The 21,632-nt window shown below is 51.0% G+C and carries 21 protein-coding genes; 6 read left to right on the plus strand and 15 right to left on the minus strand.

The window, feature by feature from the left end:
• Positions 1 to 29: 29 nt before the first annotated feature.
• On the minus strand, positions 30 to 629 hold the full coding sequence (locus WDY75_RS24360; protein WP_063478813.1) for a TetR/AcrR family transcriptional regulator: 600 nt from the start codon (positions 627 to 629) through the stop codon (positions 30 to 32).
• A 187-nt stretch (positions 630 to 816) separates the two neighbouring features.
• Between WDY75_RS24360 and WDY75_RS24365 the strand changes: the two genes are divergently transcribed.
• Positions 817 to 1,533: a futalosine hydrolase gene (locus WDY75_RS24365; protein ID WP_006208656.1), complete on the plus strand. Its 717-nt coding sequence runs from the start codon at positions 817 to 819 to the stop codon at positions 1,531 to 1,533.
• Complete coding sequence (locus tag WDY75_RS24370) at positions 1,530 to 2,384, plus strand: 1,4-dihydroxy-6-naphthoate synthase (RefSeq protein WP_063478812.1); 855 nt, start codon at positions 1,530 to 1,532, stop codon at positions 2,382 to 2,384. The genes WDY75_RS24365 and WDY75_RS24370 overlap by 4 nt, the downstream gene beginning before the upstream one ends.
• 100 nt (positions 2,385 to 2,484) lie before the next feature.
• On the opposite strand, the gene WDY75_RS24375 is transcribed toward WDY75_RS24370, so the two are convergent.
• Both WDY75_RS24375 and WDY75_RS24380 read right to left on the minus strand, forming a co-directional pair.
• On the minus strand, positions 2,485 to 3,000 hold the full coding sequence (locus tag WDY75_RS24375; RefSeq protein ID WP_063478811.1) for a mismatch-specific DNA-glycosylase: 516 nt from the start codon (positions 2,998 to 3,000) through the stop codon (positions 2,485 to 2,487).
• Between the two features lie 54 nt (positions 3,001 to 3,054).
• Positions 3,055 to 3,555 (minus strand): hypothetical protein, encoded by a 501-nt coding sequence (locus WDY75_RS24380; protein ID WP_006208653.1) that lies wholly within the window; start codon positions 3,553 to 3,555, stop codon positions 3,055 to 3,057.
• 163 nt (positions 3,556 to 3,718) lie between these two features.
• On the opposite strand from WDY75_RS24380, the gene WDY75_RS24385 reads away from it, so the two are divergent.
• Both WDY75_RS24385 and WDY75_RS24390 read left to right on the plus strand, forming a co-directional pair.
• Positions 3,719 to 4,237 carry an RNA polymerase sigma factor gene (locus WDY75_RS24385; RefSeq protein ID WP_063479760.1) on the plus strand — a complete coding sequence of 173 codons (519 nt, stop codon included), beginning with the start codon at positions 3,719 to 3,721 and terminating at the stop codon, positions 4,235 to 4,237.
• Positions 4,234 to 5,208, plus strand: coding sequence for a DUF4871 domain-containing protein (locus WDY75_RS24390; RefSeq protein ID WP_063478810.1), 975 nt, complete (start codon positions 4,234 to 4,236; stop codon positions 5,206 to 5,208). The genes WDY75_RS24385 and WDY75_RS24390 overlap by 4 nt, the downstream gene beginning before the upstream one ends.
• 144 nt (positions 5,209 to 5,352) lie before the next feature.
• On the opposite strand, the gene WDY75_RS24395 is transcribed toward WDY75_RS24390, so the two are convergent.
• Positions 5,353 to 6,231, minus strand: a complete 879-nt coding sequence (locus tag WDY75_RS24395) for a DUF6612 family protein (protein WP_063478809.1) — start codon at positions 6,229 to 6,231, stop codon at positions 5,353 to 5,355.
• Between the two features lie 124 nt (positions 6,232 to 6,355).
• Between WDY75_RS24395 and WDY75_RS24400 the strand changes: the two genes are divergently transcribed.
• Positions 6,356 to 6,916, plus strand: coding sequence for a DUF1273 domain-containing protein (locus tag WDY75_RS24400; protein ID WP_036641224.1), 561 nt, complete (start codon positions 6,356 to 6,358; stop codon positions 6,914 to 6,916).
• Positions 6,917 to 7,063: 147 nt separating this feature from the next.
• Complete coding sequence (locus tag WDY75_RS24405) at positions 7,064 to 7,756, plus strand: pseudouridine synthase (RefSeq protein ID WP_063478808.1); 693 nt, start codon at positions 7,064 to 7,066, stop codon at positions 7,754 to 7,756.
• A gap of 167 nt (positions 7,757 to 7,923) precedes the next feature.
• Here the strand turns inward: WDY75_RS24405 and ald are convergent, their stop codons facing one another.
• The 11 genes from ald to WDY75_RS24460 form a co-directional block, all read right to left on the minus strand.
• The gene (gene ald / locus WDY75_RS24410) at positions 7,924 to 9,042 is read right to left on the minus strand and encodes an alanine dehydrogenase (RefSeq protein ID WP_006208647.1); all 1,119 of its coding nucleotides are present in this window, start codon (positions 9,040 to 9,042) and stop codon (positions 7,924 to 7,926) included.
• A gap of 366 nt (positions 9,043 to 9,408) precedes the next feature.
• Positions 9,409 to 10,908: an alpha-glucosidase/alpha-galactosidase gene (locus WDY75_RS24415; RefSeq protein WP_063478807.1), complete on the minus strand. Its 1,500-nt coding sequence runs from the start codon at positions 10,906 to 10,908 to the stop codon at positions 9,409 to 9,411.
• 125 nt (positions 10,909 to 11,033) lie between these two features.
• Positions 11,034 to 11,936, minus strand: a complete 903-nt coding sequence (locus WDY75_RS24420) for a helix-turn-helix domain-containing protein (protein WP_063478806.1) — start codon at positions 11,934 to 11,936, stop codon at positions 11,034 to 11,036.
• Positions 11,937 to 12,091: 155 nt separating this feature from the next.
• Entirely contained in the window at positions 12,092 to 14,089 is a 1,998-nt protein-coding gene (locus WDY75_RS24425; protein ID WP_063478805.1) for a methyl-accepting chemotaxis protein, read from the minus strand.
• 6 nt (positions 14,090 to 14,095) lie between these two features.
• Positions 14,096 to 14,218 (minus strand): hypothetical protein, encoded by a 123-nt coding sequence (locus WDY75_RS24430; protein WP_255308658.1) that lies wholly within the window; start codon positions 14,216 to 14,218, stop codon positions 14,096 to 14,098.
• A gap of 207 nt (positions 14,219 to 14,425) precedes the next feature.
• Positions 14,426 to 15,091: a response regulator gene (locus WDY75_RS24435; RefSeq protein ID WP_006208643.1), complete on the minus strand. Its 666-nt coding sequence runs from the start codon at positions 15,089 to 15,091 to the stop codon at positions 14,426 to 14,428.
• A gap of 126 nt (positions 15,092 to 15,217) precedes the next feature.
• A complete protein-coding gene (locus WDY75_RS24440) occupies positions 15,218 to 17,512 on the minus strand; it encodes a PAS domain S-box protein (RefSeq protein WP_231888025.1) in 2,295 nt (764 codons plus the stop codon).
• 431 nt (positions 17,513 to 17,943) lie between these two features.
• Positions 17,944 to 18,744: an ABC transporter ATP-binding protein gene (locus tag WDY75_RS24445; RefSeq protein WP_036641213.1), complete on the minus strand. Its 801-nt coding sequence runs from the start codon at positions 18,742 to 18,744 to the stop codon at positions 17,944 to 17,946.
• Positions 18,731 to 19,741, minus strand: coding sequence for an ABC transporter ATP-binding protein (locus tag WDY75_RS24450; protein WP_036641261.1), 1,011 nt, complete (start codon positions 19,739 to 19,741; stop codon positions 18,731 to 18,733). Before WDY75_RS24450 ends, WDY75_RS24445 begins: the two co-directional genes overlap by 14 nt.
• 8 nt (positions 19,742 to 19,749) lie before the next feature.
• Entirely contained in the window at positions 19,750 to 20,586 is an 837-nt protein-coding gene (locus tag WDY75_RS24455; RefSeq protein WP_006208638.1) for an ABC transporter permease, read from the minus strand.
• 1 nt (position 20,587) lies between these two features.
• Positions 20,588 to 21,598, minus strand: a complete 1,011-nt coding sequence (locus tag WDY75_RS24460; RefSeq protein ID WP_006208637.1) for an ABC transporter permease — start codon at positions 21,596 to 21,598, stop codon at positions 20,588 to 20,590.
• Positions 21,599 to 21,632 lie beyond the last annotated feature (34 nt).

Raw genomic sequence — 21,632 nt, forward strand, 5'->3', positions numbered from 1 at the left:
TCTTATCAGCCTGGAATGCTTCAATATCCTTATGAAAACCCCTTAACCGGATCCTTTCGAATTCCGTGCATGAATAGATTCACCACGTGACACGCAAGATCCTCTGAAGTCCGTTTCTCTGTCAGAAGCTGCTGAGCGGTTAGCCTCTCGATGACACCCACCAAGCTTTCCGCGACGATGCGCATATCGCATTCACGGTCCAAGAGACCATCCCGCTGCTCATCCTTCAGATATTGCTCCAGCATCGCTGCCATCTCAGCTTTGACGATAGCCGAGTCATCCCCGATAAAAAAACCGATCTGCGTCAGATCCGGGTCTTTGGCAAGAAACGCAAATAACTCCCTTAGCACGCCCAGCAGACGGCTGGACACGTCATCCTCATCAATCCCACCTTCCACTCTGCTGCCCTCGATCAGCGTCTTAAGATTCGTTCGAAATTTCTCAACCAGCTCCTTAAAAATGGCCTCTTTGCTCTCAAAATACAAATAGAATGACGGCTGCGTCAATCCTGCCCGGGAAACGATGCTGCTAATTTTCGTCTGATGGTATCCTGACCTCGCAAATTCACTGGCAGCAACAATCAATAGTCTTGCCCGGCTTTCTTGTCCATTCGCACCCTTCTTCCGCAAAGCTATCCAACCTCCGAATTTAGTCATGATGTATGTAAGTTAACGCTGATTACACTTCATATTGTAAAAGCTGTCCTTGCATAAAGTCCAGACTCAACCTGGACGGAAGACTTTACACAGCCGCAAGAACGTTATAACGTAAGGGATAAGAAGTTTAGCGTTACTGCCAAGAAGGAGATTATAAACCATGCAGGATCATTCCCAATCAAACTCGGCGGCTCTTAGGACAGCCGAAACGTATAACTCGCCACATTCGCCTGCGCAGCGTGTCTTGATTGTCACGGCGGTGGATGCCGAGAAAGATGCCGTGCTGCGCGGTCTGGGCCATGCAAGCGGATTTGATGTTATTGCAGGAGGAGTCGGTCCCGCTGCCACTGCTGCGGCGACTGCCCGCCAGCTCATACAGGTCTCTTATGATGTTGTCATCAGCGCAGGTATTGCCGGCGGATTTGCCGGCCAGGCTGAAGTCAGCTCCATTGTCATTGCGGATGCCATCATTGCAGCAGATCTCGGATCCGAAACCGAGGACGGCTTCAGCAGTGTCCAGGAGCTCGGCTTCGGTACGGACCGCATTCAAGTGGATACAGCGTCCGCCCGCAAGCTTGCGGGTGCCCTGAATCGGGCCGGTGCCGCCGTAACCCTCGGTCCTGTGCTCACGGTTTCCACGACCACAGGAACAGCGGCTTCGGCCGAACGACTGGTCAACCGGGTGCCAAACGCCGCCGCTGAGGCTATGGAAGGATTCGGCGTCGCCACGGCCGCCGCTGCCGCCGGCGTCCCCGTGCTCGAAATCCGTTCCATCTCCAACATGGTCGGTCCGCGGGACCGCAGCGCATGGAAGATCAAAGAAGCGCTGCAGGCGCTTGAAACCGCAAGCTCATTACTACCGGAGGTGTTACGATGAAAATCGCCTTTTCCCCATGTCCCAACGACACATTTGTATTCCACGCCCTGGCACACGGCTTGATCCCCGGTGCGCCCGAGCTTGACATATCCTATGCGGATATCGATATGACCAACCACTGGGCTGCTGAAGATCGAGAGCAAGATATTCTGAAAATATCCTATGCCGCGCTGCCCTGGGTGTTGGACGAGTATGCCCTGCTGCCGTGCGGCGGAGCACTCGGGCGCGGCTGCGGCCCGCTCGTTCTGACTGCGGACAAGCTGTCAGATGGAGGAACCCCCGCCAGTCCTGCTGCGCTCTCGGGCCGCCGGGTAGCCGTTCCAAGCGAACGCTCCACAGCGTATCTGTTGTTCCGTCTGTGGGCGGCACAGCAAATTCCGGGTGGCCTCGGCGAAATCGTGGTCATGCCGTTTGATCAGATTATGCCTGCCGTGCGGGATGGGGCTGTCGATGCCGGGCTTGTTATCCACGAGGCACGCTTTACCTATCCATCTTACGGATTGAAGCTGATGACGGATCTGGGCAGCTGGTGGGAGTCCGATACGAATCTGCCGATTCCGCTGGGAGCCATTGTAGCGCGCAGATCCCTGGACCTGGCAAGGATCTCGAACTGGATTCGCTCCTCGGTGGAATACGCCTGGGAACATCCTGAGGAATCCAGAGCCTATGTCCTTCAGCATGCACAGGAAATGGACCCCGACGTAGCCGATGCCCACATTGATCTGTACGTAAATCCATTTACGGCAGAGCTTGGCGAAGACGGTTATGCAGCGATTTCGGCCCTGTTGAATCGCGCGGCGGATGAAGGGCTTGTACCGCGAATCGATCCAGCCCTGCTGAAGCGTCCATAACAACAAACATTAGGAAAGAGGAAGGCCAAGGCCCGGTTCCACCGGAGCTTCTAGGCCTTCCTCTTTTTTTCCCAATACATGACCTCACGGACAAATTGTGCTAGAACTCCTCCTTGGATATGTAATCATTCAATTGCCGGTAAATCCCGATAATCTCATCCATGGGCATTCTCACAAGTCCGCTGGAGGAAGGGGCCACGAACTCATGAATGCCGTCGACAACCGAGTTTGGCTGGAGTCCCCAATCCACCCGTGAGCTGCCGCTGAATTCAGTATATACCCCTTTGCCGACAAAGCAGGCCACCTCCGGTCTGTATTCCGCCAGCTTCTCCCGCAGCGTCTCTCTTCCGAGCCTGTACTCTTCTCGGGTAATATCCTCAGCGCCTCTTGTGGGTCTGGCCACAATATTCGTAAACCCGTATCCTAATTTCAGCAGTTCCCCATCCTCTGACGCTTCATATAAACGCGGGGTCAAGCCGGACTTATGCAGAATCCTCCAAAAATTGTTGCGCGGGTTTGCATAGTGATGCCCAACTTCACCTGATCGCAGGCTGGGGTTAAAACCGATAAACACCAGGGTTAATCCATAGTCCAGATGGTCGCTGACTTCGTTCATTATGACTCCTCCTATCGTTACCTCTAGCCGATACGCTGCGGACGATGACGACCTTTAATGGGAGCTTGAGGCGGCATGGTTGTTGCGCTTGCGTATTTGGTGAATGCCCATGACCAGGGCAGCAAGTTCCCAGTCCCCCAGAGTTTCGCTGTCATTCTGCAGCTCGAACGCACCAGGCTGAAGCCATCCGCTAATACGGGAAAACCGGGCTATTCCTCTCCCAGCGGTATCCGCAATTTCATATTCGTTCGAGTAGGCCGGTGACGTGATCTCATAGACACCGCGCGGTCCCGCGTCATATTCAAATTTCTTCGTAAAAAAACTCATCCGCATACGCAGCATGCCCAGCTCTTCCCCGTGCCCGTCAGCAATGTTCCATTTGTTAGAGAAGAAACGAAATGACCCGCTGCATACATGATCTCCTGAAGCATTATACACATCCAGGGAGGAGCCGAAAGCACTCTTCAAATCCAAACTCCCGATGATGCTGCCGTCCCTGTCCATCATATCTGTTCTACCTGCGTTAAAAAAGTTATCCTTAAAATATATACTCATACGCCTGTCTCCTTCCTTAATTCCTGCACGCCATGCACATCTGTTACCCATTTAAACGATTCATCTGTTAAATTGTTTCAATTTCCCCAATGAAATTCGGGAACCGAGAGGTTTTTCCATTGTCTAATAAAATGAGGTGATGCTATTGGAGTACCTGAAACAAATGGTAGCCGTGAACGATCCGGGCTCTGTGCTAAACGGCTTGATGGAATCCTTCGGCCAGGACGTGTGGAACTATGCATTCTTCCTGACGAAACAGAGAGAAGCGGCAGATGATATCAGTCAGGACGTGTTCCTGAAGGCCTTTCAGCATTGGAATGATTTTCAGGGCAGAAGCTCTGTGAAGACCTGGCTCCTGACCATCACCCGCAACCTATCCTTGAATTATCTCAAGTCTTCTTATATGACCAGGGTGTCCTTAACCGGCTCGATAACCTCCAAGCAAACCGGACCTTCCGCGGAAAAAGAATTCATGGACGCTGCCGCAGTCTCGCAGATATGGAAATTCGTCATGGAGCTGCCTCCGAAATACCGGGAGGTGCTCATTCTCGAATCCCACTACCGGCTGCCGCGAAAAGAGATGGCCGAACTGCTCGGAATTTCCGAAGGCACAATCAAATCCAGACTACACCGGGCTCGCACCCGAATGGAAAAGATGTTGAAAGGGGAGGATGTCCAATGAAAACTGAACAAGAACAGCAGCCGGACTGGATGCAGGAACTCGGTTCCTCTCCCTTTAACGAGCCGATGTTCACCAGCAGCATGAAATCCCGTGTGTTAAACAGCGCTGGCAGCAGCTCATTAATGAAAAACCGAACCATGCGGAGGTCCCCTGCCCGTTCGCGTTTCATGGCAGCAAGTGTTCTTACCCTGCTTCTGATCGCTGCGGTTTGGGGGTGGCGCGAATCTCCTGCCCTTCAACAGCTTGTCCCGATCAAAGGTTTAGGGGGTTCGCCTGAATGGACTCCACACAACGTATATGCCGAGAACGGGGTAGATAAACTTCAGGCGATTCCGGGCGGAGATTTTGCCGCAGGCGCTCCAGCCGGTGCCTGGTGGAATTTGTTGGCCCCGATACAAGAGCTTGAGGGTAAACATATCCGCATATCGGCCGTTCACCGGGATACAGGAACAACGCTCGAAGAGCTTGCCGAAACGGAGATTACTTCCGATATGGCTTACAATGACTTTACCCGGGTGTCTTCCCGCTTTGGCATGCCGCTCTCCGGTTTATGGAAATTCAATGTAATGGTGGATGATGAACCATACGGCGATATCGTGATTCATGTGCCTGACAGCAGCTGGGAACCAAGTCCAAGCTTCAAATCCGGCGTGTACGACATGACCGGCGTGGAAGGGCGCCTGGGCTTTATCAATCCGGGGTTTATCGCAGGTCAGCCGAATAAATACATGTGGCACTTCTGGGGACGCAGCGAAGAATTGACAGGGGACCTGTTCATTACGGCAGTAAAAAGAAATACAAGCAAGATCATCGATGTTTTTGAGACGACCTTGAGACCCGGAAAACATAATGGTGCCGATGCTGCCATACCCACCACCATGTCGCTGCCTTCGGCAGGGCAGTGGAGAATTATGGCCTCCATTAACGGTCAATTGTTCGGCAGTGTCATCGTTGAGGTCGATTCGCCATAACCCCCTCCATCCATTCATACGGGGGGCTCCTCATGAAAAAAGGCTGCCACGGTTCTGCAGAACATCTGCAATACCGGAGCAGCTTTTTTCATGAAGAAGAAATGATCATCTCATATTCCGCTTGTTCAATAGCCGTTAGCGACATTATGTGGCGTTTAAGGCTTCCTTGGGAACCTCGATCTTGCTGATCTCATCATGCTTGGAGTATGCGCTCTTCATTTTCATGTCAAGCGTTACCTTATCGCCCTCTGCTGCCATCTCCATGACCATGTCCATATCGGTCGTCGCCGGCAGATACGTCTCCTTCTGTACGCCATATACAATGCTGATGCTCTTGATATCCATCTGATCCATCATCGCTTCCATCTGCGGATCGTTGCCTGCTTGATTCATCATCGTCTTGGCAAGTTCCTTCAGGTTATCCCCGGATACATCAGCCGTCAGGACATATACGTCCCCTTCTTCCGTCACTGTAAAATCCTTGGCTATCGCCTTAAACTGCTCCAACTGCTGCTCCGGACTTGCATTCGCCATGTCCAGGCTGTCCCGGATTTCCTTCTCGGACTCCGCCGGAACCTGCATCCATTGTCCGTCCATATGCATGTATATGCCGTCTTCCGTAATATACTGCTTCATCTCGACCTTGCCATCCGGGGAATCCATCGCGATGTTCTGCATCATCTCCATCGGCTCCAGCGTAATTTCCGAATCGAGTGACATATCGACATTCTGCTCCTGCTTCTCGGCACCCTCAATAACAATGTGCTGTTTTATATCGGCCTTCATGGCAAAACTCTTCAAGTTCTGAGAAGCTTCCGCTGATTTCTGAAGAAGCTCTTCTGCCGTCGGGGCGGCTTCCTCCTGCGGTTCTTCTGCAACCGGCGGCGTTTCGGCCGGGGTCGTAGTCTCTTGTCCGGTAGTTGGCGGTGCTGCGGCATCATCCCCGGCTTTGCTGTCATTGCCGCATGCGGCAATGCTCATCATCAAAATTGCTCCAAGTAATACGGCTGTCCATTTTTTCAATCGATTATCCTCCTAAAATATGTATTCCCGTGTACTTACCCAAATTTATACAATATGTAACATGTGTTGATCAAAATATTCGAAAAAGTTACACTAAACCTATTCTCATCAAGGAGCGTGCTCGATGGAAAACATTTTGGTTACCGGCTATCGGGCTCATGAGCTCGGTATTTACAATAACAAACACCAGGGCATCCCCTATATCCGCAAAGCGATTGCCAGCCGCTTGATTCCACTGCTCGAGGAGGGATTACAGTGGGTCATCACCCCTGGTCAATATGGCGTAGACCTGTGGGCCATTGAGGCTGCCATTGAACTAAAAGCCGAATATCCTCAGCTTAGATGCTCCATTCTGACGGCCTATCAGAATCCCGAGGAGCAGTGGAACGACGACAAGAAGGCCTACTTCCAGGAAGTGATGAAGGGGGTGGACTTCTATGCGCCTGTCAGCAAGAACAGCTATCAGGGACCTTGGCAATTTACGGCCAGAGACGATCTCCTCCTCCGTAAAACCGATGGCATTCTGCTCGTGTACGACGAAGATAACGGCGAAGCCAGCCCCAAGTTCATTAAAGAGCGCGCATTAAAGAAACAGGCCGCAGACGGCTACCGCTTCATCAGCATCGGGTCAGAGGAAATACAGGCCGTTGCCGACGAAGAGAATTCGTCGCAGGATTATTACTAAATGTCGTCAGCCCGATGACACAACCACTGCATGCCTCGAACGGCTTCCTCATTTTATTTCAATCTACGCCAAGCTCCTTACCAGCCAGCCATGGCTAACTTTCAGCATATCGGAGCGGCACTAAATACATATGAGAAGTGGTGGAGCATGAGGATTAACAAATATATCAGTCAAACGGGATTTTGCTCGCGCAGGGAGACCAACCGCTTGATTGCAGCCGGGCGCATTACGATCAACGGCAAGGTATGCGAAAAAGGGGCGGAGGTTGAGCCCGAGGATATCGTGCTCATCGATGGGCAGGAAATTCCTCATAACGATAGCGAGCCTGTGTACCTGGCCCTGAATAAACCGATGGGCATCGTCTGCACGGCAGCGGAAGAGGTGGAAGGAAACATCATTCGCTATGTGAATTACCCGTCGCGTATATTTGCCATCGGCAGGCTGGATAAAGCATCTGAAGGCTTGATTCTGCTCACGAACGATGGAGACATCGTGAACAAAATGATGCGCTCGGAGCATGATCATGAGAAAGAATATGTGGTAACCGTCGACAGACCCGTTACGGATGAATTTATGCGGAGGATGTCTCAAGGCGTTGAAATCCTGGACGTAGTAACCAAGCCATGCGAGGTTTTCAGGCAAAGCGAAGCGGTATTCCGCATTATTTTGACCCAGGGCCTTAATCTGCAAATCCGCAGAATGTGTAAGGCCCTGGGGTATAGAGTGCTGAAGCTGGAGCGCATCCGAATTATGAATATTACGCTGGATCAATTGGAACGGGGGAAGTGGCGGCATTTGGAGGAAAGGGAGCTCCATAAACTGCTGTTCATGCTGAACTAGAATGTTATGCTGGCTGATTTCTTGGTGCTTCTGAACGTCAAACCTAAAAGCCATCTTTCAAAGAGGCTCACGCCGGAAGCTGATTCCGTCACCAGGTTTACGCCGTAAACCTGGTCTCGTGTCTGATTGAAAGATGGCTCTTTTCTATTTAAGCTCAGATGCTGCCCCTACGCCAGCAAATAATCATCAATGCTTGTATATGCGTATCCATGCGCTGCCGCAACCGCCTCATACGTCACTTTACCGCCGATGGCATTAATGCCCTTCGCCAGTGCTTTATCATACCGGGCTGCGGAGCGGAGTCCTTTGCTTGCTATTCTCAAACCATAAGGTGCCGTTACATTAGTCAATGCCATGGTGGAGGTTCTGGCTACTGCGCCCGGCATGTTGGCTACGGCATAGTGAATGACGCCATGTTTCTCATAGGTAGGGTTGTCATGGGTTGTAATCCGGTCGATCGTCTCGATCGAGCCCCCTTGATCGATCGCCACATCCACGATGACCGATCCCGGGCTCATCTCCTTCACCATTTCTTCCGTTACGAGGCGCGGAGCCCGAGCACCGGGGATCAACACCGCTCCCACAACAAGATCCGCCGCCTTCACCGTCTCCGCAATGTGATACGGATCAGACATGATCGTTTTGACCCGCCCCTGGAACAGATCATCCAGCTGACGCAGCCGCCCCGGATTAATATCGAGAATGCTGACGTCCGCGCCGAGACCCAGAGCAATTCTTGCCGCATTGGTGCCAACGATTCCACCGCCAATCACCGCAACTTTGCCCGGCGCTACACCAGGAACGCCGCTTAGAAGAACGCCCTTGCCGCCATGCGCCTTCTCCAGGAAATGAGCACCGATTTGAATGGACATTCTTCCCGCCACTTCGCTCATCGGTGTAAGCAATGGCAGGCTGCCATCCGTCAGCTGTATCGTTTCGTAAGCAACAGCACTCACCTTCCGGTCAACCAGCGCTTTGGTCAGCTCGGGCTCGGGAGCCAAGTGCAGATAGGTGTACAGGATCATTTCCTCCTGAAAATAATCATACTCCTCCTGCAGGGGTTCCTTTACCTTCACAACCATTTCGGCTTTCCATGCATCTGCAGCCGTTGCAACCACCTTGGCACCAGCCGCTCTATAGTCTTCATCTGTAAAGCCAATGCCAAGACCAGCCCCAGATTGTACAAGCACTTCATGCCCCGCATTTTTAAAACTGATGACGGTACCCGGCGTCATGCCGACACGGCTTTCGTTATTTTTGATTTCTTTGGGAACCCCAATGATCATCCCCATGGCCTCCTTAGTGGTCAACTTTGCCTATCTAATTGCATTGTACCTATTTTTGCCCAAACTGTGTACCTGTCTAAGGTCAGGGATTGTCCATCCGATTTCATAACTATGTATCTGCAGTATATGCAAATCCATAACTGGCTGCATACAAAAGATCACCTCTCTTTATGCGACTGAAGCGAATGTGCGTTATCCTTCTTGGCTTCAGCCCTTATGAGAGGTGATCATTCAGCTTGACTTCACGTCGATTTCAAGATGCTCACATACTACATGCATTCAATTCATGGCTTTCGTTAAAGTAACATGTTCACCGATGCGGTCTGCTGTTCATTTACCACATTAAGCTGGATGCGGCAGTTGCGGTCACACTTTCTCCCGATCCTTCCCTTTATCGGATTCGCCTGCATTTTTGTTGGCCGTATCCCGGTCGAGCTGCATCTCCTCCACGGTCTTGACCTTAAGTCTGGCGGCACCTTCATACTGAAGAGTCGGAATCAGGTTCCCGGCTGCAAGTCGCTTCTTCGCTGCGGCAATCGAATCCGCATACTGTGGAAGCCACGTTTCACCAGCAACCAGCATTTCATCAACCAGCTGCCAAATTTCCTTCGGATTGTTCACCGCTCCAATCAACGGATCCATCATAAACGCCTGACGAAGCAGCAGATCGTCACCGTGAACCGCGGCTTCAACCGCCAATCGCTGAACCGATATACTCACGCTGCACACAGCCGCCGGTCCAAGCGGCAGCTCGCCTACCAGCGGCATGGAAACTCCGTTGCGGTCTACGTAACCCGGCGCTTCGATAATCGCATCATCCGGCAGATTGGAGATAATGCCTTCGTTCACGACATTAAAGTGTCCACGGTATACCCGGCCGGTTTCCAAGCCTTCAATGATGTAAGAGCCATGCTCCTCTCCCCGATGTTCGGGCCTAAATACCATGGCCGGATCCTTCATCCAGTTCGGAAAATCGGTCTCGAACCAGCTGCGACCCTCGGTGCAAACGCGTAAATATCCACCCGTCTCTCCATTAATCCAGCTGCCAAGATCAATCCACTCCGTAATTTCCTTCGGCCGCTTTCGGTACCATGGGACATATTCGCTGAGATGGCCATTGGATTCCGTACTGTAGTAGCCGAAGCGCCGCAGCATATCGATGCGTACCTTCTCTGTTTGGCTGTACTCCGGATGCCGTTCGAACGCCTCCAGCAGCCCGCTCGTCAAATCCTTGCCTTGATGAGAGGCTTGGATATACCAGGTTTGATGATTAATACCCGCGCAGACAATATCAACGTCTTGTTTCTTCAAGCCATACACCTCTGCGATTTGGTGGTGCCCATGCTGAACACCATGACATAAACCAATCGTCCGCACGCCGCCATACTGATGGCAGGCCCACGTCAGCATCGCCATCGGATTCGAATAATTCAGCAGCAGCGCATCGGGTGCACATATCTCCCGAATATCCTTGCATATGCTCAGCATCTCGGGAATTCCCCGCTGCCCGTACATAACGCCGCCTGCACACAGCGTGTCACCTACACACTGATCGATGCCATATTTCAGTGGAATCTCAATGTCCGTACGGAATGCTTCCAAGCCGCCAACGCGAATCGTACAAATGACATATTTGGCATCCTGCAGGGCTTGTCTTCGATCTGTGGAGGACTGAATCCTGATGGACAACCCGTTCTCGTCTATGTCTCTCTGGCACAATTCAGTAACCATATCGAGATTATGCCGACTGATGTCGGTGAAAGCCACTTCGATATTCCGAAATTCCGGCACAGTCAGCAGGTCACGCAGAATTCCCCGCGTAAAGCCGATGCTCCCTGCTCCGATAAATGCAACCTTAAATGACATTGTATCCTCTCCCAGCTACAAATGAGTTTGTAATCATTGTAGCAACCGGTCGAAGGAAAGCGTTATCAATATCATGACCTCTTGAGCTCAACACCGTCAACAATCCTCACTTCTTCATAATCCCCTCACTTCGGTTCGCCATATTTCCATGCATTCCGGTCTTGCTGGAGACGATATTCCACCGGCGTACTGCCTGTAAACTTCTTGAATAACAGATGGAAATATTGCCTGCTGCCAACACCCACATAATCCGATATTTCATGGATGGGGATATCGGTCCGCTCCAGCAGCATCTTGGCCTTCTCCATTCGAATTCTTGTCAAATACTCGGTAATTGTCCTGCCTGTCCCTCTGCGGAATACCCGATGCAAATACCCCGGATGCAAATTCACTTCCGCTGCAACGTCCTTCACCTGAATCGGCCGATCATAATTCTGATGTAAAAAATCGACACATCGTTTGATGTACAGTTCGCTCAACTGCACATCGCTGCGCTCCCTTTCTTCATACAGGCGAGCGATGCATACGAGCAGCTGGATGAACAGCGCATGCGTCATCGTTCTACCATCTGTTCCTCTCCGATCGAGCTCAAGCACCAGACTTCTCAGAACCGGGTACACCTCCTCCTGATCGACTAGCACCAGGGAAGTGAACGGCCGGTTCAAGAGAAACATCACCTCTTCCTCCTCGCGCATAATCTGTCTTAAGGAAGGCGCTTTGCCAGCGCTCTCCATAAACCCGAATTCCACGTTCAGCATGCGGCAGGAGGTCGTCTTCTCGACGATTAACCGGTGCGGAACCTCAGCATCCAGTAGGATAAACTCCCCTTTTTTCAGCGTGACACTCTTTTCCATATCGTTAGCCTTGACATCAATTCGGCATTCCCCTGAGATCATGTACATAATCTCGGTTGAATCATGCTGATGATACGGCATTTGATAGTCCTTCCACTGCTTATAATAATAGGCGTAGAATCGCGGGACGTAATCGCCCTTCTCAAGCATCTGCTGAAACAGGCTTCCATTCACGATTGACCTTCCTCCCCTCACACTGTGTAAGGATATATTCAAGAGCATCGGCCCACGGAATGGGATGGCTCCTCTTCTGCACTATAATGGATTCGATTTATATATAAAAAAAGCCTGGCCCTTGGGCCAAGCTTATCATCATTATGCTATCCGTGCTACGAGATTTTGAAGGCCGATACCGTATGATTCAGCTCTTCCGCGAGCTCGGCAAGCGACTGCGCGGTTGCAGCCGATTCCTCACTCGTAGCCGCCGTTTCCTCTGTGGACGAGGATATCGTTTCGATGGCAGTTGCCACTTCGGCGGCCTGTGCGGCCTGCTCTTCGCTGGCAGCTGCAATGTCCATCACTTTGCCGGCCGACTCATTCACCATACTTGTAATGTGGGCAAAGGCCTCCCCGGCTTTTTCCGTGTAGACGACGCCATGCTGAACCGCCTCCACGCTATCGGCCGTATTCTTCTGCATGCCCTTGATAATGTCGGCAATCTGCTTCGTGGCTCCTCCGCTTCGTTCCGCTAATTTGCGTACTTCATCCGCCACCACAGCGAAACCTCTCCCTTGATCCCCGGCGCGTGCAGCCTCAATCGTGGCGTTGAGGGCCAGCAGGTTGGTCTGCTTGGCTATATCGTCGATCACTTCGATAATCTCGCCAATGCGCTGGGAGTCTGCTTCAAGCCTGGTGACATGCTCCCGCACCCGATTCATGCCTTCAACGGATTGCTGAACGATCCCGCTGCCTTCCGACGCAATTCCGGAAGTCTGGTTGACAAGCTCTGATGCAGCCGAAGCATCGCTTGCAACCGAGTTGATTGCATTCGACCATTCCTGGAACAATTCGCTGACCGTTTGCACGGATTCCGCCTGATTGCTGCTCCCGACCGCCAGCTCCTCCGCTCCGGCAGACAGCTGCTGGGAAGCAGCAGCTACGGACGTCGCATTCATATTCACTTTGCCGATCATTTCCTTCATACTCTCCAGCAGCTGGGCGAACACTCGGGACAATGTACCAATCTCATCCGATCTGCGAAGATACGCTGCAGGAACCTTCTGCGTAAAATCTCCCTTGGACATGAACTCGCCAATCGCAACGGATGAACCTAAAGGCTTCACGATGGAACTCGTTAACAGAATCACTACAGCCCCCATAGCCAACAAGGTGACCACGCCTGCCACTATAACAGACCGGGTCATGGCCTCTGAGTTCGCCGTAATCTCCTTCATCGGAATAATAATGGCGGCTGACCATGGCGTTTCTGTCAATCCGGTCTTAATTGGCGTGTACAGCTTGTACAGATCAGGATCCTCCTCCACGTATACCTTGCCTTCCCGGATCGCATCCAGTATGAGCGGCACCGTCTCGCCAGGATAGGCTTTCCCCATCGTTTGTCCCATCAGACCGTCTTCAGGTGACGTCACGATAACGCCGGTGTTTGAATAAATATGTGCATACCCCGTATCAAACAGTTTGAACTGCTCCATAACACTCTGCAGATGTGCCAAGGAGATATCGACTCCGACCACACCAACCGTCTTTCCGTTATCGATAATGGGAACAACAAGCGATGTCATCATGACGTCTTCGTTGCCTACCTTAAAGACATACGGATCCATGATGATTTCTTTTCCGCTATTTTTGGCAAGAAGATAGAAGTCCCCCTCCCCTTCCTGCTCGTAATCTTCGATAGGTGTGTGCTCGAGCCCCGAATCCGTTCTTGCCCAGTATGACATCAACCGTCCGGAGTAATCACTGCCGAGCTTGTTTATATAATCAGCGTCCTGTCCATCAAAGGCATCCGGCTCCCATAAAGTCCAGAGCCCTTTCCAGGATGGATTGGCTTCCAGGTTTCTTCTTAATATTTCGTTAACGGCTGCCCGATTCGTGGTATCCGTCTCTTTCATGCCAACTAAGCTTACGGCCAAGGTACGTGCCGAATTCATAACGTCATCCAGTTCCGCTTGAACGAGGGTGCCGATCTTCTCACTTGTTGTCATTGCCAGCGTCCTCGCTGAATCCAGAGCCTCTTCCTTCGTTGTGATACTGATGTAGGTCATCATGCTTGCCAAAAAAATGGTGATTGACCCCAAAATAACAACTAACATGCGAGTCCGGAGTTTCATCGCAAACAGAGATTTAAGAAATTTCCATGATTTCATGTTGAGTCACCCTCGCTTCTTCCTGCTGTTAAATTCATTCCACTCTTCTTCAAGCTGCACTAGAATCTCCTCAATCTCTTCCGGTGACAAGAGGTCGTCAACATCATAATCAAATAGGTCCTTTGTCATGCCGCAAGCATCCACCTCTCCTACTTATAGACTACGTTCATCCAGTACCATAAGCATATACACTTGGATACCGTTCGTAACCGAAATTCTATTGCGTGATCGCGCAATAATTTTGCGGGCCAACTTGCGGTTCTTGTCGAAAAACAAAGAATTGACGTCCCTTCATTCGGAGGATGCTTGCGAAATATGGCTTGCCTAAGAAAATCACTATCCCATTTGGACAAAATCGGAATCTGACAGAATTCCCATTTGCTTGGCCTTGAGAGCAGCCTCAATGCGCGACTTCACATTCAACTTCTGAAACAGATTGGTTAAACAATACTCCAGCGAGCGCTGGCTCATGATCACCGTTCCCGCAATCTCTTTGTTGCTCTTCCCCCTGGCAATCTCCTTCAGAATGCTATATTCTTTATCCGTTATAGACTGAGCTTCTGTCCCCCCCGATGTCCGTTCAGAACCATTGGCAGTAACCCGCCGAAGCTGCTTCACGAGTGTCAGCGGCAGCACCACCTCTCCACGCAGTGCACACCGAACGGCCGTGACCAGCTGCTCTTTCCCCGAAGTCTTCGAGACGAAACCAGCCATACCGGCCTCCATGATCAAGTTATAATGATTGCTGACTTCAAAGCCTGTATAGATCAGCATCACCGCATCCGGAACGATCTGGAGAATCTGCTTGGCTAGATCGATTCCGTTCATGCCCGGCATATGCATATCAATCAGCATCACATCAAAATGCACCATTCTCACCAGCTCCAGCGCCCGCTCCGGCGTATTAGCCAGCTTCACAAACATATCCTTCTCCTGCTCAAGCAGCACCTTGGTCCCCTCCATCACCGAGGGATGGTCATCCACTAATAAAATTTCAATCATCGTTTTCCATGACTCCTTCAATCTGGTATTCTTGCTTAACATGGATGAACCGCTGGGATGTTTAACCGCTGTGCTTCGGTTTCTCGCCGTTTGCTGCGGTCTCTTGCGATTTCATTTGGCGGACCCTCATTTTGCCGTTATCTGGATGTAAACAGCCAACCCCCCGCTGTCCGACGATTCGAATTGGATTTTACCGTTCATGCTCCTCACCCGTTCCTTCATGCCGCCGATCCCCATATTGTTGAATTGATTGGGCTTCTGGGTCCGGTCGATTCCAATTCCGTTATCTTCATAACTAAGGCTGACCTCATCCGACTGGGTGGACAAAGTGAGTTTCACCTCGGTTGCATTGGAATGCTTGGTGGCATTCGCAAGCAGCTCCTGTACGATTCTGTACAATCCGATTAAATGGTCATCGCTAATATCATCATCGAAGTTCGAACAGTCGAACTGTATGGAATAATTCGTACGAAGCTGCGTGAACTCAAATAAAGCTTCCAATGAGCGCTCAAGTCCCTCTTCCTTAAGCAGCGGAGGCCGAAGCTCGTTACACGTGATTCGAATCTGATAAATCACGTCCAGAAGTCCCTCCTCGATCTCCTCCAGCTGCCGCCGCAGCCCTTCTGGCAGTTCATGATCCGATACAATCTGATTTAATTTCCTGTACCATATAATCTGCTCCTGGAGCGCTGCATCATGAAGATCCTGGGACAGTCGCTTGCGCTCATTCTCGGACAAATGCAGCATGAGCCTCAGCAGCCAAAGGGGCATAATCTGCTGCGAGGAACCCAGCTTGTCCAGCTCCCTTGTCAAATCCTCGATGACGCGGAAGTTATCATACAGGACGCTGGCATACCGGGAAATGGTCTCCAGCCATATTTTCTTGGCCTGAATCATTAACAGCGGGACTTCTCCCCCGATGCAGACCATGCTGGTATCTCCGTTCATTTCACCAATCTTGACAAAATATCCGTCACACATCTCAAACAGTTTGCAGAGAGGAATATGCTCAGGACCACAATTATGGATTGCTGTAAGAACCCCTGGAGGCAGCACTTTACAGCCGCCTTGTATCTTGATGTGCAGGCTGTGGTGATTGATCTGAATGAGGCTCACCCGATCAGTCTCCAGCACTTCCTGGATTTCCTGTACGATACGGGCATTCAATTCGCTGATTTTAACCATGCCGAAGAGGTCGGAGGAGAATCGGTCCAGGCTCATCTGCAGCCGGAAATACCGGTCCTCGCTCTCTCGGACAAGCCGCTCTGCCGCGATCCGCTCCCGCTCGACCTTCTTCTTTTCTGTAATATCCCGAATAATGGTGAGTGCTGTATTATGGCCTATATAAGGAATTCGAGTTGTGACTGCCTCAATATCAATAATCGTCCCATCCAGCCGGACCAGCTTATTCTCAGTGAGCTGGGAGGTCATCCCGCTTTCGTACACATGTTCAACCTCGGAAATAACGAACTCAATCTGGTCAGTAGGAATAACATCCAGAAAAGAGGTCCCGTCCAATTGCGCGACATCGGTTATCCCCAATAAGTCGAAGCCTGCAGGATTCGCATAAATATAAGCAAAATCCGAGTGCAGGAACATCGCAACTGGTGCAATATCCAGGATATGACGGTTGATACGATCACTCTCCATCAAGGCTCGCTCCGCTGACTTGCGGGCCGTAATATCCTCGAAGAAAATCTCGATCGTGGTCGATTCCGCATCATACAGTGCCGTTGTCACCACATCGACCCTTTCCCCGTCAACCCGTCTTAAAGACAATTCCTCCGGAAAAACATGGCCTTTGCGGATCAGCTCCGCATGCCGTTTACGTGCCCATTCCTCATAAGAATTCAGCACCCAGTCCCAGGGATCGGTACCCAGGATATCCTCAGGACCTGCCGCACCCAGGATTCGGAGTCCCGCCGGATTTACGTACATGAGCTTGCGTTCCTTGCACACCGCGATGGCTATAGGCGACATCTCCACGAGCCTGCGATACCGGTTCATGCTTTCTTTGAGTGCTTTCTCCATCTTCTTGCATTCGGTAATATCATACAGTGCCTCTTCCATGCGAAAGCGTGAAGTAATATCAATCGCAATGCCATCGACCCGTGCTGTCTGCCTGCTTTCGTTCATCGTTGGAATCATTTTCACCTGGACCCAGCGAATATCCCCTTCCGCATGAATAATCCGGTATTCCGTATGAACAGCCTCGCCATGCCGAAGCTTGTGTACTAAAGATTGAAACAGCGGCATATCCTCCGGATGGATCATCGTTTCCCAGGTTAGCCCATCCGAGAAATCACTCCGTGAATAGCCTGTGATCTTTTGAAAGGCCAATGAAGTATTCATGATACTCCTTGTGCCGATATCGTATGACCAAATACCTACATCCAGCGTAAGCAGCATTTCGTCAAGCATATGAAATCTGCCTTCAGCAAGGTCCAATGACTGACAGCTTAACCTGCGCTGATAACGGTATCTATATAAGAACATTGAGAAGGTGGTCGTTAAGATGACCAGGATTAGCGTTGCAGTTCCAAGGAAGTAGTTACACATGCTGCTCTATTGTCCCCTTATGAAGTAAACTCACCGGTCGTTAGACGAGTGGTGCATCCCGAATTGCCGCTGCCGCTGAACCCAAGGTTCAATTGCAGCCTTATCCTTTATCGGCAAATCCTTTGCGAAACCAAAGATCCAACAGACAGAAATTAAATATAAAAAAACCCGGTGTCGCATTCGCGAAAATAAGCGAAGCGCCCAGGCTGTCAAGGGGTATCCTGGGCACAAATAAATGCCCCAAGCGGCTATCCGCTCAGGGCATTTCAGCAGGATATCCATCCTGTTGCTCCTCATGCCAGATCCCATTCGGAATGGATCTTGGGCACATCTGAAATAAGCTGCTGGGTATAAGGATGCTGCGGATTTAAGATGACCTCTTCCGCCGGTCCCCGCTCCACCACTTTCCCCTGTTCCATGATGTACAGCGTATCGCTCACATAATAAGCCAGCCCTACGTCATGGGTAATGAAAATAATCGTCATATTGTTCTCATCCCGCAGTTTCAGGAGCATATCGAGAATCGTAGAGCGCGAGCATGCATCCACCATGGAGGTCGGCTCATCCGCAATCAGCAGCTTCGGATGAAGCATGAAGATGCGGGCGATCATCAGACGCTGCATCTGTCCGCCGGACAATTCGAACGGATACTTGTTATGCAGTTCCTCGAACTTCAGATTCACGAAGGAGCAGGCTTCCTTCATCTTGCGAAGCTGCTCCTCTTTTGTCAGATTGACACCCTGCAGCTTGATGCAATCGAGCAGCAGCTTTTCAACTTTGTAGAACAGATTAAACGAGGAGAACGGATCCTGAAAAATCGCCTGGATATTTTTCCAATATCGCTTGCGGTCTCCATGCCGCTTCAACTGCCTCGGCTTGCCCATATACTCAATTGAGCCGCTGCTCTCCTTCAGCAAGCCCATGATCATTTTGGCCAGCGTCGTTTTGCCGCTTCCGCTCTCGCCGACAATGGATATGATTTCACCTTCGTGAAAGGCAAAGCTGACATCCTCCACGGCGGTTGTCTTCTGTTTCCCATAACCGAACACCTTCGTCAGATGCTCTCCCCGAATCAGTACATCATTCTGCTTCATTTGCATACCACTCCTTAAGCACTTCAGGCTCCACGATGCATCGATAGATGCGATCCCCCGCGGTTTGGCTCTCGATTTTCCCTTTCCGGCACGTTTCCTGGACATAGGAACAGCGGTCTGCAAACCGGCAGCCTTCCGGCACGTTCTTCAGATTGGGCGGCGTTCCCGGGATCGCGGCAAGCTTATGGCCCTTCATGCCTTCCTCCGGCACGATGATGGAGCCCATCAGCTTCTTGGTATAGGGATGGATCGGATCGAAGATCATCTGCTCTGCGGTTCCGCGCTCCACAATCTCTCCTGCGTACATAACAATGATGTCATCCGTGACATGATAGAGCAGCGGCAGCTCGTGTGTAATAAAGACAAGCGACTGAATAAAGCCTCGGTCCAGCAGGCTTTTCAGCAGCTTGATGACCGCTTTCTGCGAGGTTACATCCAGAGCCGAGGTCGGCTCATCCGCAATCAGCACTTTCGGATTCAGAATGGTGGAGATAGCAATGACCGTCCGCTGTTTCATACCGCCTGACAGTTCGTTCGGGTAGGAGTGGAGCACCTTGGGGGACAAGTTCAAGGTTTCGAACCGTTCTGCCGCCATGTCCCACACCTGTTTCTTGTTCAGCTCGGGTCGGTGCTCCTTCATAATATCCTCGATAAAATGTATGATTTTGAGTGTAGGATTCAAGGCATTCATAGCTGCCTGCGGAATGTACGATATCTCTCTTCCCGATACCTGGGCACGAAGCTGCTCTTTGCCAAGCTTCATGATATCCGTGCCGTTAATAACGATCGAGCCGCTGCCGAAATGCAGTGGTGGAAAATAAAATCCCATCAGGCTAAGCGCAAGCGTCGATTTGCCGCAGCCGGATTCCCCGGCGATGCCGAGCGTTTTCCCCTTCTCAAGCGAAAAACTCACGCCGTCTACAGCATATACATGTTCCTTCAGCCGGGTTCGGTAATATGTCTTCAGTCCATGAACTTCCAGTATATTTGTGCTCAAAACACCCATCAGCTCCTAATCTTCGGATTGAAAATTTCATCCATGCCGGTGTTCATCATGTACAAGGAGAAGGTAATGATTGCAATGGAGATCGCTGCCGGGATGAATGCCCACCAAGCGCCGGCAACCGGTGCTTCAAACACGAGCGCCCAGTTCATGATGATGCCGAGGGAGATCGTGTTGTACGGCCCCAGCCCGAGCATCGAGATGGAGGCTTCGGAGAGAATGCCCGATGCCGTCTGCAGCACGAAGGCCATAACCACATAGGAAGCGATGTACGGCAAAATTTCCGAGAGAATAATTCGCGGCGTGCTGTATCCGGAGATTTTGGCAATATTGACATGATCCCGGTTTCGCAATGAGGAGGTTTGTGCCCGCACGGCTCTGGCCGTCCATGGCCAGCTGGTAATTCCAATGATGACCGCCGTGACAAACGAGCTGCGCGAATCGATGCTGACCGAAATCAGAATCAGAATGACAAAGGAAGGAATGACGATAAAGATGTTTGTGATCGCAGTTAGCAGGTTGTCAATCATCCCCCCGATATAACCTGAAGCAAGACCGATGACAAGTCCGATCACGGTAGCGAATACACCGGCAATCAGTCCAACCTGCAAGGAGGTTCGGATGCCATAGATCAGTTCGAGAAATAAATCCCTGCCGAAATTATCCGAGCCCAGCAGCAGCTTTGAATCCGGAGGCTGATAGGCAAGCGCGATCATCTCCAGCGGGTCATTGCGATTAAACAGCGGGTAGATCAGAACCAGACCGATCATGGCCAGCAGCATGCAGGCTCCAAACATAAACTTTGGCGATTTGATCAATATGCGAAATGAACTGTTCATATTATTGATCCTCCATCTGAGCGGCCTTAATTCTTGGATCAATCCAGCCGTAGATTAAGTCAATCGTAAAGTTAGCGAGCAGCACTGCCAGGGCAATCAGTAAGGTGCAGCCCGAGATTAACGGATAATCCAGCTGCCGGATCGCGGTGAACATCCAGGTTCCGATTCCCGGATAACTGAATACGATCTCGCAGATCAGCGAGCCGCCAACCATCGTACCGATGGATAATGCCAATCCCGTAATTTGGGGCAGCATGGCATTCCGGAATACATACTTTGCAATCTTGGAATCCCGGATGCCAAGCAGCTTGCTGTACAGCACATAATCGGAATTCAGCTCATAGATGGACATTTCCCGCATGCCGATGGCTTGACCGCCAATGGTAACCAGCACAATCGACAGGAACGGCAGGGTATGATGCCTCAGTACCGAAGCAAAGAACTCAAAGCTGAGTGTTGGCACCATCTGATAATCATAGCCCCCGTGAAGAGGAAACCAGTTCAAGGACAAGGCAAACACATACAGCATAATGATTGCCAGCGTAAAGAACGGAATGGAATTCACAAACAAGGCAACCGGAAATATGACTTTATCGAATACCCCTTTGCGGTATGCCGCCACGGCACCGAGCACGTTGCCGATTAGCCAGCCGACCAGGATTGCCGGAAGCTGGAGTCCGATCGTCCATGGAACCGCCGAGGCCAGAATTTCCGTTACCGGCTTCGGATAAAGTCCGAATGAAGTGCCGAGGTTACCCGTCACCAGGTTCTTCAAATAGATCAGGAACTGCTCGCCAAGAGGCTTGTCGATTCCGAACTCGACGAGAAACGTCTCGTACACCCGTTTGATGGTATCGCTGTCGGTCATACCCTGCGTCATCTCGGAGACAATCATGCTGACCGGGTTGCCCTCAATCATCCGGGGCAGCAGAAAATTCAAAGTGACCGCGATCACCAGCGTTAGAAAATACCAGAAAAACTTCTTGACGATATATTTTCCGTAAACACTCAAGCAGCTCACCCCCAGGAATCACACACCTGAATTT

Source organism: Paenibacillus glucanolyticus (assembly GCF_037333485.1).
In the GTDB taxonomy this organism is placed as follows: Bacteria; Bacillota; Bacilli; order Paenibacillales; family Paenibacillaceae; genus Paenibacillus_AQ; species Paenibacillus_AQ glucanolyticus.